The organism is Nocardioides hungaricus (assembly GCF_054782915.1).
In genome coordinates this window covers 122299-137282 of record NZ_BAAGRO010000009.1, presented here as the reverse complement: position 1 = coordinate 137282, position 14984 = coordinate 122299, and the positions used below count along the sequence as shown (strand labels likewise).

Annotated in this window: 16 protein-coding genes; 2 read left to right on the top strand and 14 right to left on the bottom strand. The window is 70.2% G+C overall.

What is annotated here, in order from left to right:
* Nucleotides 1-31: 31 nt before the first annotated feature.
* From infB to rimP, 4 genes are all read right to left on the bottom strand, one after another.
* Complete coding sequence (gene infB / locus ACYVKX_RS04415) at nt 32-2779, bottom strand: translation initiation factor IF-2 (RefSeq protein ID WP_460829389.1); 2748 nt, start codon at nt 2777-2779, stop codon at nt 32-34.
* A 91-nt stretch (nt 2780-2870) separates the two neighbouring features.
* The gene (locus tag ACYVKX_RS04410) at nt 2871-3221 is read right to left on the bottom strand and encodes a YlxR family protein (protein ID WP_460829388.1); all 351 of its coding nucleotides are present in this window, start codon (nt 3219-3221) and stop codon (nt 2871-2873) included.
* A 58-nt stretch (nt 3222-3279) separates the two neighbouring features.
* Nucleotides 3280-4260: a transcription termination factor NusA gene (nusA, locus tag ACYVKX_RS04405; RefSeq protein ID WP_460829387.1), complete on the bottom strand. Its 981-nt coding sequence runs from the start codon at nt 4258-4260 to the stop codon at nt 3280-3282.
* Complete coding sequence (gene rimP / locus ACYVKX_RS04400; protein ID WP_460829385.1) at nt 4260-4754, bottom strand: ribosome maturation factor RimP; 495 nt, start codon at nt 4752-4754, stop codon at nt 4260-4262. Before rimP ends, nusA begins: the two co-directional genes overlap by 1 nt.
* A gap of 89 nt (nt 4755-4843) precedes the next feature.
* On the opposite strand from rimP, the gene ACYVKX_RS04395 reads away from it, so the two are divergent.
* Together ACYVKX_RS04395 and ACYVKX_RS04390 are read left to right on the top strand one after the other, a co-directional pair.
* Complete coding sequence (locus tag ACYVKX_RS04395) at nt 4844-5254, top strand: hypothetical protein (RefSeq protein WP_460829383.1); 411 nt, start codon at nt 4844-4846, stop codon at nt 5252-5254.
* A complete protein-coding gene (locus ACYVKX_RS04390) occupies nt 5251-5685 on the top strand; it encodes a ferritin-like domain-containing protein (RefSeq protein WP_460829382.1) in 435 nt (144 codons plus the stop codon). The genes ACYVKX_RS04395 and ACYVKX_RS04390 overlap by 4 nt, the downstream gene beginning before the upstream one ends.
* A gap of 109 nt (nt 5686-5794) precedes the next feature.
* Here ACYVKX_RS04390 and ACYVKX_RS04385 read toward each other — a convergent pair whose 3' ends face one another.
* From ACYVKX_RS04385 to ACYVKX_RS04340, 10 genes are all read right to left on the bottom strand, one after another.
* Entirely contained in the window at nt 5795-7597 is a 1803-nt protein-coding gene (locus ACYVKX_RS04385; RefSeq protein ID WP_460829381.1) for a proline--tRNA ligase, read from the bottom strand.
* Nucleotides 7598-7794: 197 nt separating this feature from the next.
* On the bottom strand, nt 7795-8082 hold the full coding sequence (locus tag ACYVKX_RS04380; RefSeq protein WP_460829379.1) for a contact-dependent growth inhibition system immunity protein: 288 nt from the start codon (nt 8080-8082) through the stop codon (nt 7795-7797).
* Nucleotides 8075-9508 carry an RNase A-like domain-containing protein gene (locus ACYVKX_RS04375; protein WP_460829378.1) on the bottom strand — a complete coding sequence of 478 codons (1434 nt, stop codon included), beginning with the start codon at nt 9506-9508 and terminating at the stop codon, nt 8075-8077. Before ACYVKX_RS04375 ends, ACYVKX_RS04380 begins: the two co-directional genes overlap by 8 nt.
* Before the next feature lie 259 nt (nt 9509-9767).
* Nucleotides 9768-10535 carry a hypothetical protein gene (locus tag ACYVKX_RS04370; protein ID WP_460829377.1) on the bottom strand — a complete coding sequence of 256 codons (768 nt, stop codon included), beginning with the start codon at nt 10533-10535 and terminating at the stop codon, nt 9768-9770.
* A complete protein-coding gene (locus tag ACYVKX_RS04365; RefSeq protein WP_460829376.1) occupies nt 10532-11092 on the bottom strand; it encodes a DUF6318 family protein in 561 nt (186 codons plus the stop codon). Before ACYVKX_RS04365 ends, ACYVKX_RS04370 begins: the two co-directional genes overlap by 4 nt.
* Before the next feature lie 137 nt (nt 11093-11229).
* The gene (locus ACYVKX_RS04360) at nt 11230-11667 is read right to left on the bottom strand and encodes a hypothetical protein (protein WP_460829375.1); all 438 of its coding nucleotides are present in this window, start codon (nt 11665-11667) and stop codon (nt 11230-11232) included.
* 347 nt (nt 11668-12014) lie between these two features.
* Nucleotides 12015-12578 (bottom strand): DUF6318 family protein, encoded by a 564-nt coding sequence (locus ACYVKX_RS04355; RefSeq protein ID WP_460829373.1) that lies wholly within the window; start codon nt 12576-12578, stop codon nt 12015-12017.
* Between the two features lie 137 nt (nt 12579-12715).
* Nucleotides 12716-13492 (bottom strand): hypothetical protein, encoded by a 777-nt coding sequence (locus ACYVKX_RS04350; protein ID WP_460829371.1) that lies wholly within the window; start codon nt 13490-13492, stop codon nt 12716-12718.
* Nucleotides 13489-14058 (bottom strand): DUF6318 family protein, encoded by a 570-nt coding sequence (locus tag ACYVKX_RS04345; RefSeq protein ID WP_460829370.1) that lies wholly within the window; start codon nt 14056-14058, stop codon nt 13489-13491. The genes ACYVKX_RS04350 and ACYVKX_RS04345 overlap by 4 nt, the downstream gene beginning before the upstream one ends.
* A gap of 65 nt (nt 14059-14123) precedes the next feature.
* Nucleotides 14124-14969, bottom strand: coding sequence for a GNAT family N-acetyltransferase (locus tag ACYVKX_RS04340; protein ID WP_460829369.1), 846 nt, complete (start codon nt 14967-14969; stop codon nt 14124-14126).
* Nucleotides 14970-14984 lie beyond the last annotated feature (15 nt).

The window sequence follows — 14984 nt, the reverse complement described above, 5'->3', positions numbered from 1 at the left end:
CGGGATGAGACTGCGCCGACTCGGCAGTGAATCAGCTGCGGGGGATCTCCCGCATCTCGAACGCCTCGACGACGTCGCCTTCCTTGATGTCCTGGAAGTTGCGCAGCACCAGACCGCACTCGAAGCCCTCGCGGACCTCGGACGCGTCGTCCTTCTCGCGCTTGAGCGAGGCGAGGTCGAGGTTGTCGGCGACGACCGAGCCGTCGCGGATGACGCGGACCTTGGCGTTGCGCCGGATCACGCCGCTGGTGACCATGCAGCCGGCGATGTTGCCGATCCTCGACGAGCGGAAGATCGCGCGGATCTCCGCCTGGCCGAGGGTCGACTCCTCGTACTCCGGCTTGAGCATGCCCTTGAGCGCGGCCTCGATCTCCTCGATGGCCTGGTAGATGACGGTGTAGTACCGGATCTCCACGCCCTCGCGGTCGGCCAGCTCCGTCGCCTTGCCCTGCGGGCGGACGTTGAAGCCGATGATGATCGCGTCGGACGCGGCGGCCAGGTCGACGTTCGTCTCGGTGATCGCGCCGACACCGCGGTCGATGACCCGGATGCCGACCTCGTCGCCGACGTCGATCTTCGCCAGCGCGTCCTCGAGCGCCTCGACCGAGCCGGACACGTCGCCCTTGAGGATGAGGTTGAGCTCCTGGCTCTCGCCCTTCTCCATGGAGGCCATGAAGTCCTCGAGAGTACGGCGCACGCGGCGCTTGGCCTGCATGGCGGCCCGCTCGCGGGCCTCGCGCTTCTCGGCGATCTGACGCGCCATCCGGTCGTCGTCGACGACGATGAAGTTCTGGCCGGCGCCGGGGACGGCGGACAGGCCGAGCACCATCGCCGGACGCGACGGACCGGCCTCCTCGAGCTCGTTGCCGAACTCGTCGAGCATCGCCCGCACCCGGCCGTGCGCCGGACCGGCGACGATCGAGTCGCCGACGCGGAGCGTGCCGCGCTGGACCAGGACGGTCGCGACCGGGCCGCGGCCACGGTCGAGGTGCGCCTCGATGACCAGGCCCTGCGCGTCCCGGCCCGGGTTCGCGGACAGGTCCAGCGACGCGTCGGCGGTCAGCACGATCGCCTCGAGCAGCTTGTCGAGGTTGAGCTCGGACTTGGCCGAGACGTCGACGAACATCGCGTCGCCGCCGTACTCCTCGGGCACCAGGCCGTACTCGGTCAGCTGGCCGCGGACCTTGGTCGGGTCCGCCTCCGGCTTGTCGATCTTGTTGACCGCGACCACGATCGGTACGCCGGCCGCCTTGGCGTGGTTGAGCGCCTCGACGGTCTGCGGCATCACGCCGTCGTCGGCGGCGACCACGAGGACCGCGATGTCCGAGGACTGCGAGCCACGGGCCCGCATGGCGGTGAACGCCTCGTGGCCCGGGGTGTCGATGAACGTGATCCGGCGGTCCTCGCCGTCGACCTCGGTGTGCACCTGGTAGGCGCCGATGTGCTGGGTGATGCCGCCGGCCTCGCCCGCGACGACGTTGGCGCTGCGGAGCGCGTCGAGGAGCTTGGTCTTGCCGTGGTCGACGTGGCCCATGACCGTGACGACCGGCGGCCGCGCCTCGGCGTCCGCCTCGTCGCCCTCGTCGTCGCCGAACTCGATGTCGAAGGACTCGAGCAGCTCGCGGTCCTCGTCCTCCGGGGAGACGACCTGGACGACGTAGTTGAGCTCCTCGCCGAGCAGCTCGAGGGTCTCGTCGTTGACGGACTCCGTCGCGGTGACCATCTCGCCGAGGCTGAACAGCATCTGCACCAGCGAGGCGGCGTCGACGTTGATCCGCTCGGCGAAGTCGGTCAGGGACGCGCCGCGGGGCAGCCGGACGGTCTCGCCGTTGCCCTTGCGGACGCGGATGCCGCCGATCGTCGGGGCCTCCATGGCCTCGAACTCCTGGCGCCGTGCCCGCTTCGACTTCCGGCCGCGGCGCGACGGGCCGCCCGGGCGACCGAAGGCGCCCTGGGTCTGGCCGCGCTGGCCCGGATGGCCGCCGCCCGGGCGGCCGCCGCCGCTGGGGCCGAAGCCGCCGGGACGACCCGGAGCGCCGGCGCCGGCGCCACTCGGGGCGCCACCGCGGCTCGGAGCACCGCCGCGGCCCGGGGCACCGCCCCGACCGGGGGCACCACCCGGACGGCCGGGACCACCCGGACGGCCGCCCGGGCCTCCACCGAAGGCGGCCGGGGACTTCGGCATCATCGCCGGGTTGGGGCGCGGCATGCCGGGACGGCCACCGGCGGCCGGCGGGCGCGGCGGGCGGCTGTCGCCACCGGCCGCGGCCGGACGCTCGGTCGGCGCGGGACGGCTGCCCATGCCCTGGCTGGACGCGAACGGGTTGTTGCCCGGGCGCGGGGCGCCGGGACGGCCGACCGGCCGCGGCGCGGGGGCCTTCGGGGCGGCCGGGCTGGCCGGCGCCTCGGCGGCCGGCGCCTCTGGCTCGGCCGGCGGCTCCTCGGCCTTCGGGTCCTCCTTCGGGGCTGCCTTCGGGCCGGGTTTGGGAGCGGCCTGCCGGGCCGGGGCCTCCTCCGCGGGCGCGGCCGGCACCTCGGGCACCGCGGCAGCGGCGGCCCTCTTGGCCGGCGCCGGGGGCTTCTCGGCCTTCTCCTCCGCCGGCTTCATCCTGGCAAGGAGCTCGGCTCCGTAGGTGTCCTCGAACTTCTTGACGGCCGGCAGCTCGATGCTCGAGGAAGCAGTCTTGGCGAACTCGCCGATCGCGCCCAGCTTCTCCAGCGCTTCCTTGCTGGGGATGCCGTACTTCTTGGCGAGTTCTGAAACTCGGGTCTTAGCCACGCTTCTCCTTCTGGCCTCGAACCCGGGTTCCGGGGGTAGATCGAGACCGTTAGTGGGTGTGCACGCTCATCGCGAGGTACTCATCGAGTGCTCATGAGCTGCTGCTCCAGTCTCTGTCGGTCAATGGGTCGGTCAATGGGTCGGTCGGTCTGGCTGCGTCGAGGTAGTCGCCCACCGGTGCGCTGGAGAGCCCGGCCGTGACCCGGAGGGCCCGGCCGAACGCCTTCCGGCGTACCGCGAGCTCGTAGCACTCGGTCGTGGGGTGCAGGTGCGCCCCACGGCCGGGTGCGGCGCCCTTCGGATCCGGTACGACGGCCGGGTGGCCGTGCGCATCCGAGCCGACGGTCACCCGCAACAACTCAGCCTTGGCGGCTCGCGAGCGACATCCGACGCAGGTCCGGACGGGTCCCGGGCATGCAGAAGAGATGCGTTCACTCGCCACCGCCGGCAACCCTACCGCGCATCGACCATCTATTTCGAACTGGGGCGCGCCCGCGGAGCTATCCCTCCTCGGCGAGCGCCTCGTCGGAGCGGATGTCGATGCGCCAGCCGGTGAGGCGGGCGGCGAGGCGGGCGTTCTGGCCCTCCTTGCCGATCGCCAGCGAGAGCTGGAAGTCGGGCACGACCACGCGGGCCGACTTGGCGTCGGCGTCGACGACCTCGACCGAGGTGACCCGGGCCGGCGAGAGCGCGTGCGCGACCAGCTCGGCGGGGTCCTCGGACCAGTCGACGATGTCGATCTTCTCGCCGTGCAGCTCGGACATCACGTTGCGGACCCGCTGGCCCATCGGGCCGATGCAGGCGCCCTTGGCGTTGACGCCCTGCGCGGTCGAGCGCACCGCGATCTTGGTGCGGTGGCCGGCCTCGCGGGCGATCGCGGCGATCTCGACGGTGCCGTCGGCGATCTCGGGGACCTCGAGGGCGAAGAGCTTCTTAACCAGGTTCGGGTGCGAGCGCGACAGCGTGATCTGCGGGCCGCGCATGCCCTTGCGGACCGAGACGACCAGGCACTTGATCCGGGTGCCGTGCTCGTAGCGCTCCCCCGGCACCCGCTCGCCGGCCGGCAGCAGCGCCTCGAGCTTGCCGAGGTCGACCATCACGTCGTCGGGGTTGCGACCCTGCTGGATGATCCCCGAGACGATGTCGCCCTCCTTGCCGGAGAACTCGCCGAACCGGACGTCGTCCTCGGCGTCGCGCAGCCGCTGCAGCATGATCTGCTTCGCGGTCGTCGCCGCGATCCGGCCGAACCCCTCGGGGGTGTCCTCGTACTCGCCGACGACGTTGCCCTCCTCGTCGAGCTCCGCGGCCAGCACGGTCACGTGGCCGCTCTTGCGGTCCAGCTCGACCCGCGCCTGCTCCTGGGCGCCCGGGGTCTTGTGGTACGCCGTGAGGAGCGCCTGCTCGATCGCCTCGACGAGCACGTCGAAGGAGATCTCCTTCTCCCGCTCCAGCATCCGCAGGATGCTCATGTCGATGTCCATCAGGCCTCCTTGTCGTCCCCGTCAGCACGGCGGTTGAACTCCACCTGCACCAGCGCCTTGCGCACCTCGGCATACGTCACGGTGCGCATCCTGCCGCCGACCTCGAGGGTCACCGACTCCTCGCCGGGCTCCTGGATCCGGCCGGTCGCGGACGAGCCGTCGGCGAAGGCGACCGCCACCAGGCGGCCGGCGTTGCGGCGCCAGTGGCGCGGCCGGGTGAGCGGGCGGTCGACGCCGCGTGAGGTGACCTCGAGGGTGTAGGGCTGCTCGCCCATCACGTCGGATCCGTCGAGGGCGCGCTCGACCTCCCGGGTCGCGTCGGCGACCTCGTCCAGCGTGACGCCGCCGTCCTTGTCGACGGCGACCCGCAGGATCCGGCGCTTGCCGGCCGGGGTGATCTCGACGGCCTCGAGGTCGAGGCCCAGGGCACGCAGGGGGTCGCCGAGCTCGGCCTCGATCCGGTCCCGGGTGGTGTCCTGGTTGGCACTGCTCACGGGTGGCGACCTCCTTGTGCTGTTGTTGATCGTCCACGATAGCCGCTGGCTCCCTTCTGGCCGGCTCCCTTCTGGATAGGGTCGGCGCCGTGTCCGCCGGTCCCCGCCTCCACCGACGTACGGCGCTGGCCCTCGGCGCCGCCGGGCTGGCGGCCGTGGCGGGCTGCGACGAGGGCCCGGAGTCGCCGGTCCCGACGCCCGCGCCGAGCCCGGACGCCGACGAGGCGCTGGTCGACGGGGTCGTCGCGGAGATCGCCGCGGTGTGGCGGCTGACGGCCGGCCGGCCCGGGCTCGCGGCCGTGCACGAGGCACACGCTGAGGCGCTGGGCGGCGAGCTGACGGGCGCTCGCCGGCGCGGCGACACCGCCGCGCTCCGCGGGCGCGAGGAGGCGCTGCGCGTGCGCCTGGTCGACGCCGCCATGGCCGCCGACAGCGGCGAGCTGGCCCGGCTGCTGGCCTCGATGTCGGCGGCGGTCTCGCAGCAGCTGGTGGCCCAGTGAGCGAGGCGGAGGCGCTCCAGACCACCCTCGCCGCCGAACACGCAGCGGTCTTCGTCTACGGCGTCCTGGGCGGACGCACCTCACCGACGGCGACGCCCGGCCTGTTCGACGCGATCTCCTCGGCGTACGCCGCACACCGGGCGCGCCGGGACCGGCTGACCCGCGAGCTCACCGATCTCGGCGAGACGGCGGTCGCGGCCGAGACGGCCTACCAGACGCCGCGGCCGCTCGACACCGCCGGCCAGGTCGCCCGGGCGGCGCTGGTCGTCGAGCGCAATTGCGCCACGACGTACGCCTGGCTCGTGGCGAACACGGCGGGAGCGCGGCGCCGGCGGGCGATCGCGGCGCTGAACGAAGCAGCGGTCCGCGAACTCGTCTTCCGGGGAACTCCCGAGATGTTCCCCGGGGCAAACGAGTACGCGGACCGCTGAGGCCTGGAGGCCGGTGAGCGGCTCCCGCCGGGATGTGGGGGGACTGGCGGGCGACCGCTCTTGCAAAAGCATGCAACAGGCCTCCGCACGGCGCGACCGGAACGGGTCCTCACCTTTCTGCATTGCGAAAAGGTGCAGATCGTGCGGTCAGGACCAGGCGGACGACGTGGTCGACGACGTGGTCAGCGTGCACGTCCTCGCGTGCTCCGGTCGCGCGGTCCCTGACCTCGACGGTGCCGTCGGCGAGGCCCTTGCCGACGACCACGATGGTCGGGACGCCGATCAGCTCGGCGTCCTTGAACTTCACGCCGGGGCTGGTCTTGCCGGCCCGGTCGTCGTAGAGCACCTCGACGCCGGCCCGGTCGAGCTCGTGGGCGATCCGCTCGGCGGCCGCGAAGACGTGCTCGTCCTTGCCCGTGGCGACGAGGTGCACGTCGGCGGGCGCGACCTCGCGCGGCCAGGACAGGCCGAGCTCGTCGTGGGTGCCCTCGGCGATCGCCGCGACGGCGCGCGAGACGCCGATGCCGTAGGAGCCCATGGTGACGGTGACCAGCTTGCCGTTCTCGTCGAGCACCTGAAGGCCGAGCGCCTCGGCGAACCAGCGGCCGAGCTGGAAGATGTGGCCCATCTCGATGCCGCGCGCGGACTCCAGGGCGCCCCCCTCGCAGTTCGGGCAGGCGTCGCCGTCCCGGACCTCGGCGGCCTCGATCGTGCCGTCGGGGGTGAAGTCGCGACCGACGACCAGGTCGAGCACGTGGCTTCCGTGGACGTTGGCACCGGTGACCCAGCGGGTGCCCTCGGAGATCCGGGGGTCGACCAGGAAGCGGATCCCGGAGGCAGACTCCTCCCCCAGCGCGCCGGGCCCGATGTAGCCCTTGACCAACGCCTCGTGCTTCTTCATCTCGACGTCGTCCATGGGCTCGACCTCGATCGGCTCGAGCTGTCCCTCGAGGCGCTTCGCGTCGACCTCGCGGTCGCCTGGTACACCGATGGCGAGCGGCACGCGGGTGCCGTCGGGGTGGTGGAGCACGACCAGCACGTTCTTGAGGGTGTCGCCGGCATGCCAGGGACGGTCCTCGCGCGGGAACCGCTCGTTGAGGTGGTCGACCAGGGTCTGGATGGTCGGGGTGTCGGGGGTGTCCTCGGCGTGCGCGGCCGGCGCGTCGTCGTAGGCGACCGGCGCGGGCGGGCGCACGGCGACCGCCTCGACGTTGGCGGCGTAGTCGCAGTGCGTGCAGCGGACGTAGGTGTCCTCACCGATGGCGGCCTTGGCGAGGAACTCCTCGGACCTCGACCCGCCCATCGCGCCGCTGGTCGCCTTGACGATCGCGTAGTCGAAGCCGAGCCGGTCGAAGATCCGGATGTAGGCCTCGCGGTGCGCGGCGTAGGACTGGTCGAGCCCGTCGTCGGTGGTGTCGAAGGAGTAGGAGTCCTTCATGATGAACTCGCGGCCGCGAAGCACACCGGCGCGGGGCCGCGCCTCGTCGCGGTACTTGGTCTGGATCTGGTAGAGCCAGACCGGCAGATCCTTGTAGGAGGAGTACAGGTCCTTCACAGCGAGGGTGAACATCTCCTCGTGGGTGGGCCCGAGCAGGTAGTCGGCGCCCTTGCGGTCCTGGAGCCGGAAGATGCCGTTGCCGTACGTCGTCCAGCGGTTGCTGGCCTCGTAGGGCTCACGCGGCAGCAGCGCCGGGAAGCTGAGCTCCTGCGCGCCGATCGCGTCCATCTCCTCGCGGATGATGCTCTCGATCCTGCGGAGCACCTTGAGGCCCAGCGGCAGCCAGGTGTAGATGCCCGGCGCGGCGCGGCGGATGTAGCCCGCACGGACGAGGAGCTTGTGCGACGGCACCTCGGCGTCCGCCGGATCGTCCCGGAGGGTGCGCACGAACAGGCTCGACATCCGCATGATCATGCGGAGAAGGGTAGTTGGTGGGCCACCCCGTCCTCGCGGGGGTTTCTGCTGCTGTTGCTGCGGACTGCTCGTCCGGCGGAGGTCGTAGAAGCTGGCAACCCGGGCGACCGACTCGCATGGGCTTCCCCCGCGACCCCGACCGCTTCGTCGTACGAGCCGGTTGCCCTCGCGACCTGCTCGTACGACGTCCCGATGACTCAGCTGGCGGTCGCCGCCCCGAGGTGACGGGCGATCTGCTCCAACCACCCGCGATAGCCGAGATCGCCGGGGACGAAACCGACGCCGTAGCCTTCGAGGAGGTCGCCGATCTGGTCGTCGGAGTGAGTCGCCAGGACGTGGCCTATCTCGACTTTGAGCGATTCGACCATGGCGGAATCAGACCGGACAAAATCGTCGACACCCGCCATGACGTGGGGGTAGAAGTCGAACACGTCCTCGTTCAGGTACGCTCCGACGAGGTATTCGAGCGCAGAACTCTCAGCCATGGGAACCTCCCCTCACCAGGTCAGGGTAAGCGGTCTTGATCCGCCAGCCATCAGGCATCGACGTGTCGCGGATGACCAGGATGCGAACCCGCGAACTCTCGATCAGTTCCCCCGTGTCGCGTACCAGGATTCGTCCGACGATGTCGCCTGCTTCGCCCCGCAGGAGCAGTTGATAGCGCGCACTCTGGAGCCATTCCTCGAAGACGGATCCACGTTGCCGGAGCACTCGCTCGATGGCGCGCTCCGCAGTCGCTTGGTCGAAGAACGAGGAGGACAGGCGTCTACCGGGTTCGTCCACGAACCGTTGAGCGAGTTGAGCCCTGGATCGTCCGACATGCTTCTCGACCGTGTGACCGCGCCGACCTATCTCATGTCTCGACAGCCAGCCTGGCTCCCGTCTGCTTCGGTTGAAGAAGGATCCGAAGCTTGCGCTGCCGCGTTCGGTGCGGGCGGCGGAGAGCCTGGCGAGGTAGGCCCGCGCGTCGCGCAGTGCCGTGCTGGCGGGTCGGAGGGTGGTGGCGGTGCCGCGGGTGGTCGCGGTGAGGGAGGCGAGGAGGCTACGCAGTCGGGTGGTGGCGGCGGCCAGGCGGGCCGCGCCCGCGGCACCAGCCGGCCCGGCGGCGGCGCCGCCGGTGAAGAAGGTGAGCCCACCGGAGATCACGGCGCCGATGCCGAGCTCCCAGGCGAGGTCCTCGAGCACGTCGAGCATCTGGGCACGGGTGGCCTCGACCTGGACGGCGTAGGCCTCGCAGGACTCGGCGAGGACGCTGAGCTGGTCGGCCAGGGAGGCGAGCCGGTCACGCAGGGTCCGGGTGGTCGCGACGGCGAGGGGGATCTCGGGGGAGACCTCGAGGGCGAGCTCGGCGAGCGCGGTCTCGCACGGGCCGGCCAGCAGCCCCACCGCGACCGCCGCCGTGCGCCAGGTGGTGGCGGCGGCGCGCAGCCGGTCGGTGTCGGCGTCGGGCCAGGCGACGCTCTCGAGCAGGTCGAGGACGGCGTTGGCCCAGCCCGGCAGTCCCCAGCCCGGCAGTCCGGTGGTGTCGCCGCCCAGGGCCGAGGGCGGGTCGGGATAGTCCAGGTCCAGGATCGGGCAGGTCACCGGGGCCGGCTCGGGTATCTGCCTGGACGGTGGTGTGCGCAGGGTGGAGGCCTGCTCGGCTTGGGCGTGGTTGCGCAGCGAGGCGTCGCTCAGCCGGGCCAGCGCCCCGAACCCGGCCATCGCCTCACCCAGCGCCCCGACCGCGTCGGCTGCTGCCGGGTCGTAGGCCGCCGCGAACTCGGCCGCCGACGCGTCGTCACCGGCCATCCCGGCATACCCGGAGAGCTCACCCGACAGCGTGGCCGCGGCCCGCGCCGCCTGCCGGTTGCCCTCCACGAACGCCTCCGCCGCCGACCGATAGCCGGCGCCCTCGACCAGCAGCCTCACCGCACCTGCCCCACATCCGCATCGACGCCAGGGCGAGCCCGAGGAGCTGGCGAGGGGGTCACGGGCAGGCCGGTGCGTGCGTCCCTGGACTTCGCGCGATCGGCGGTGAGTCTGCCCATGGCACGACGATGCCCGCCACTGGACCCCGCCGACACCGGGTGGCGGCAATCTGTGGACAACCCGTCGCTACGAGTCCACCCCGGATCCCCCACCGGACCTTCAGGGCTTCCGCCGGGACGACGATCGCCGGGCGACGCCGTCAGCGGCCGACCAGCACCGGTCGAGCCGTGACCACCCGCAGACTCTCCGGCGTTCCCGGGATCGTCACGGTCCCGACCACGTCGCGCCACGGACCGGTACCGACCCGGAACTGCGCCGCGTACGTCGTGTCCACACTCGGCGCCACCCTGCCCTTCTCCAGGTACCGATGGGTGATCTCCAGGTCCGGATACTTGGCGCCCGGCGTCGTCGTCCAGGTGCTCCGGCCATCACCGAACCGCCACCCGAACCGACTCGGCCAGATCCGCAACTCCACCCGACGCCCCAGCAGCGTCACCGTCCGGGTGAACTCACCACCCTCGGTGTAGAAGTTCGTGTCGAAGTTGACCAACGTCCGCCCACCCGGCGGCTGCACGTCCAGCTCCGACGCCGGCAGCGGGATACGACGGAACGCGGCCGCGACCATGCCAGGGGTCACTTGCGGTTGATTGACGACCACGTCAGGGCAACTATCCCCGCCTTCAATCAGGGCACCGCTCGCCGTCACGTAGGTCGTGAGCGTCATGGGACTTCCGTCATCACATTGATCTGTCGCGGCGCAGACCTGAGCTCCACCAAGACCGCACGACATGGTCTCGAAAGACTGCACGATCGGGTCGCTGACGGAGAAGGCGGTCGTAACATCACCCGGCGTGGTCTCCTGCCACGTTGCCAGGAAGCCGCTATCGCCCGGTCTAACGTCACCGGCCGCGTTGGGCGCTACCGCGAAAGTCGACAGCACGACCGTGAGAACGGCGAGCCACCTCACGGGAATCCCATGGTTCTGACGACCCATGACCCGCTCTCCGGTTGTAGGTACATTCGGATCTCCCGATCGCCGCCCTTGTAATGCTTGTCCTTCGCTTTGCCCGGGACGTCGACATCCTGCGGCGTGAGCACGAGCACGCTGTCAACGACCGCGAGCAGATCTCCCTGCACGTTGGTGAACGTCGTGTCGAGCTTGCTAGGCGTACCGTCGCCGCCGCGAATCTCGCCGCCCTTCGAGTAGATGCCCTCGATGAACTCGATGCCGTTTTCGCAGTTGATGCACTTGTAGCCGAGAGGGCGCAGAGGCTCGACGTCGCCGGTCAACTGCGCGTAATTCACCATCTCCCAGTAGAACCTCACGAACGCCTCCGCAGCAGCGGCATCCGTCCCCTTCGCCGCAGCGGGCATCTCGGGAGGGGTCTGAACAGACGCCCGCGTCGTCGACGGTGCGGTCGGTGACGGAGGCGCGACGCGCGGCTCGGGGTCGCCGGAACAGCCAGCGAGCCCCAAGGTCAGGGTAAGAGCGACAGCGGCGATGACCACCCGAGGACCGGTCACGGCAGCGATCATTCCCCGCCCCGGGAAAGCGCGAAACCGTCAATCGTCGGTCTGGGGAGGACGAGCGACGGCAAGGCCACAGAAGCCGCAGCCAGGAAGCGACCACCGCACCGCCGGCCGGGCTCCGGACACCGGATTCAGCCGCCGACCAGCACCGGTCGAGCCGTCACCACCCGCAGGCTCTCGGGTGTGCCCGGGATCGTCACGGTCCCGACCACGTCGCGCCACGGACCGGTACCGACCCGGAACTGCGCCGCGTACGTCGTGTCCACGCTCGGCGCCACCCTGCCCTTCTCCAGGTAGCGATGGGTGATCTCCAGGTCCGGATACTTGGCGCCCGGCGTCGTCGTCCAGGTGCTCCGGCCATCACCGAACCGCCACCCGAACCGACTCGGCCAGATCCGCAACTCCACCCGACGCCCCAGCAGCGTCACCGTCCGGGTGAACTCACCACCCTCGGTGTAGAAGTTCGTGTCGAAGTTGACCAACGTCCGCCCACCCGGCGGCTGCACGTCCAGCTCCGACGCCGGCAGCGGGATACGACGGAACGCGGCCGCGACCATGCCAGGGGTCACCTCAGGCTCTGCCGCTTCGTCTGGCCCGTCCGGACAGTTGTCCCCTCCACTGATCAAGACCCCGCTGGCGGTTACGTAGATCGTAGAGGTCATGGGTTCACCGTTGTCGCAGACGTCAGTCTGAGCGCAGGTTTGGGCGCCTCCGACCGAGCACACCGGCTCAGCCACCGTGGACACGATCGGATCTGGGTTTCCCTCGCCCGAAGAGACCGGAATGGTCGAACCGGGTTCTGCGTCGAGGACGTGGGCGTAAAAGCCAGATGTCGTTGGACCGACGTCTGTCTCGTCCTTATCGCCATACGCCGGCGCGCCGACTGCAACCAATAAGACGACAAGAAGTGCCAACCTCATTGCGCACCCAGTGATCGGACGACCCAGCCTTCGTCAGACGGATCAAGGATGAATCGAATGGGTTGCCGGCCCGCGGGATAAACGGCGTCCCGTCCCTTCCCGGGAAGATCGACCTTCTGCTTCGTGGTGATGACGACGCAATCGACGATAGCGCGCTCGTAGCCCTCTCCCACGAAGCCTGTCTCGAACTCGGCCACGCGCCCGTCTCCGCCGTTGATGGTGCCTCCACCCTCATAGACGTCCGTGATGAATTCGATGCCTGCATCACAACCGCGACACTTCAACCCGAGCATCCGCAACGCCTTGACGTCGCCGGTCTGTTGTGCGTAATTGACCGTGTCTTGGTAGAACCTCACGAACGCCTCCGCAGCAGCCGCATCCGTCCCCTTCGCCACAGCGGGCATCTGGGGAGGGATCTGAACAGACGTGCCGGTAGTCGACGGCACGGTTGGTGACGGAGGCGCGACGCGCGGCTCGGGGTCGCCGGAACAGGCAGCGAGCCCGAGCACCAGGACGACAGCAGCGACGACAGCGGCGACGACCGCCCGAGGACCGGTCACGGCAGCGATCATTCCCCGCCCCGGGAAAGCGCGAAACCGTCAATCGTCGGTCTGGGGAGGACGAGCGACGGCAAGGCCACAGAAGCCGCAGCCAGGAAGCGACCACCGCACCGCCGGCCGGGCTCCGGACACCGGATTCAGCCGCCGACCAGCACCGGCCGAGCCGTCACCACCCGCAGGCTCTCGGGTGTGCCCGGGATCGTCACGGTCCCGACCACGTCGCGCCACGGACCGGTACCGACCCGGAACTGCGCCGCGTACGTCGTGTCCACACTCGGCGCCACCCTGCCCTTCTCCAGGTAGCGATGGGTGATCTCCAGGTCCGGATACTTGGCGCCCGGCGTCGTCGTCCAAGTGCTCTGGCCGTCCCCGAACCGCCACCCGAACCGACTCGGCCAGATCCGCAACTCCACCCGACGCCCCAACAACGTCACCGTCCGGGTGAACTCACCACCCTCGGTGTAGAAGTTCGTGTCGAAGTTGACCAACGTCCGCCCACCCGGCGGCTGCACGTTCAACTCCGACGCCGGCAGCGGGATACGACGGAACGCGGCTGCGACCATCCCAGGGGTGACGTTCGGCAGGGTCGCCTCGCCGGAATCATCTGGGCAGTTGTCTTCGGTGCCGACAACGACGCCATCTGCCTGGTACCAGGTCTGGATCATCGGAGTGCCGTCCTCGCAGTACACCGGCTCAGCACAGGTCTGATCTCCTCCAAGGCACATAGGCACCTCTACGACCGTGATCGGTGGTCTGTCGGAGGAGATGGGTGTCGACTCCTCACCTTCGGGTCCGACAGCTTTATGGCCACTGACGAAGAACCCAGTACCGCTCGACTGGGCATCGATGCCGTCCGAGGGACCGTGCCCACTCCCGAGGAGCAGCAGAACGGCGGCAACGGCCGTCCCGATCACAACTTGTCCCAATAGTCCATGACCCAGCCGGATGCGGTGGGCGCGAGACGGGCACGAACCTCGGATGTGCCCCCGGCATAGACCTCGTCATCGCCGCTTCCGGGTAAGTCGACTCTTTGACGGGTCATCCTCAGATCGAAGTCAACGACTGCATAGGTAACGCCACCGTCAGTAGCGAAGGCGGTCTCCGGGTTTCCGACTCGACCTCGACCACCAGAGATTGCGCCATCCTTTGCGAAAACGTCCTCGAGATAGTCGAGCCCTGCTTGGCATGCGATGCACGTCTTAGCCGAGATCTCGCGAAGGCTCGAAAGATCCCCAGTCTCTTGGGCGTAGTTGACGGTCTCCCAGTAGAACCTCACGAACGCCTCAGCAGCAGCCGCATCCGTCCCCTTCGCCGCAGCGGGCATCTCGGGAGGGGTCTGAACAGACGCCCGCGTCGTCGACGGCACGGTCGGCGACGGAGGCGCGACGCGGGGCTCGGGGTCGCCGGAACAGGCAGCGAGCCCGAGTACCAGGACGACAGCAGCGACGACAGCGGCGACGACCGCCCGAGGACCGGTCACGGCAGCGATCATTCCCCGTCCCGAGAAAGCGCGAAACCGTCAGCCGTGGGCCTGTGGAGGACGCGTCAGAACATCACCGTCGCGAAGCGGGCGGTCTCGGAGAAGCCGACCCTGTGGTAGACCGCGCGGGCGGCGTTGTTCCAGTCGTTGACGTAGAGGGACACCACGGGGGCGATCTCGCGGCGGACGATGTTCACGACCGCGGCCATGCCGGAGGTCGCGAGGCCACGGCCGCGGTGGGCCGGCGGGACGTAGACACCCTGGATCTGGGCGGCGTACGGCGTGGCGCAGGCGACCTCGGCCTTGAAGACCAGCTCGCCGTCGTCGTACCGCGCGAACGACCAGCCGCGGCTGACCAGCTGGGTGACGCGGGTGCGGTAGAGGTCCGCTCCCCCGCCACACTCCGGCGAGATCCCGACCTCCTCGGTGTACATCGCGACGCATGCCGGGTAGAGGGCGTCCAGGTCGGCGCGGGTCGACCGGCGCACCGACGAGTCCGCCGCCACGAGCGGCCGCGAGGAGATCTCCAGGTGCGGCTGCTCCCAGCGGGTCTCGCGTGGGCGCCCCCACGTGCCGGCGACGCCGTTCCAGAACGCGATGACCGCCTGCTGCGGTCCCACGATCGTCGAGACCGTGCGACCGCGGGCGAGCGCGCGCTCGGCGTACGCCGCGGCGTCGTCGGCCGAGGCCTGGACCGGCACCAGGTTCGCGCCCACGTGGCACGCCGAGGCGAGCACGCCGTTCTCGAACCGCCCCCACATCTCGCCGCCGAGCCAGCGCGGCTCGAGGTTGGTGGTGGTGGCGCGGTAGTCGGCGAAGACGTTGACGACCGGGTCGCGCCGGGCGAGCTCCAAGAACGCGTCGAGGTCCGCCGCGCCGAGCGGGCGGACGCCATGGCGGGTCGAGAGCACGGCGGCAGCCTACGC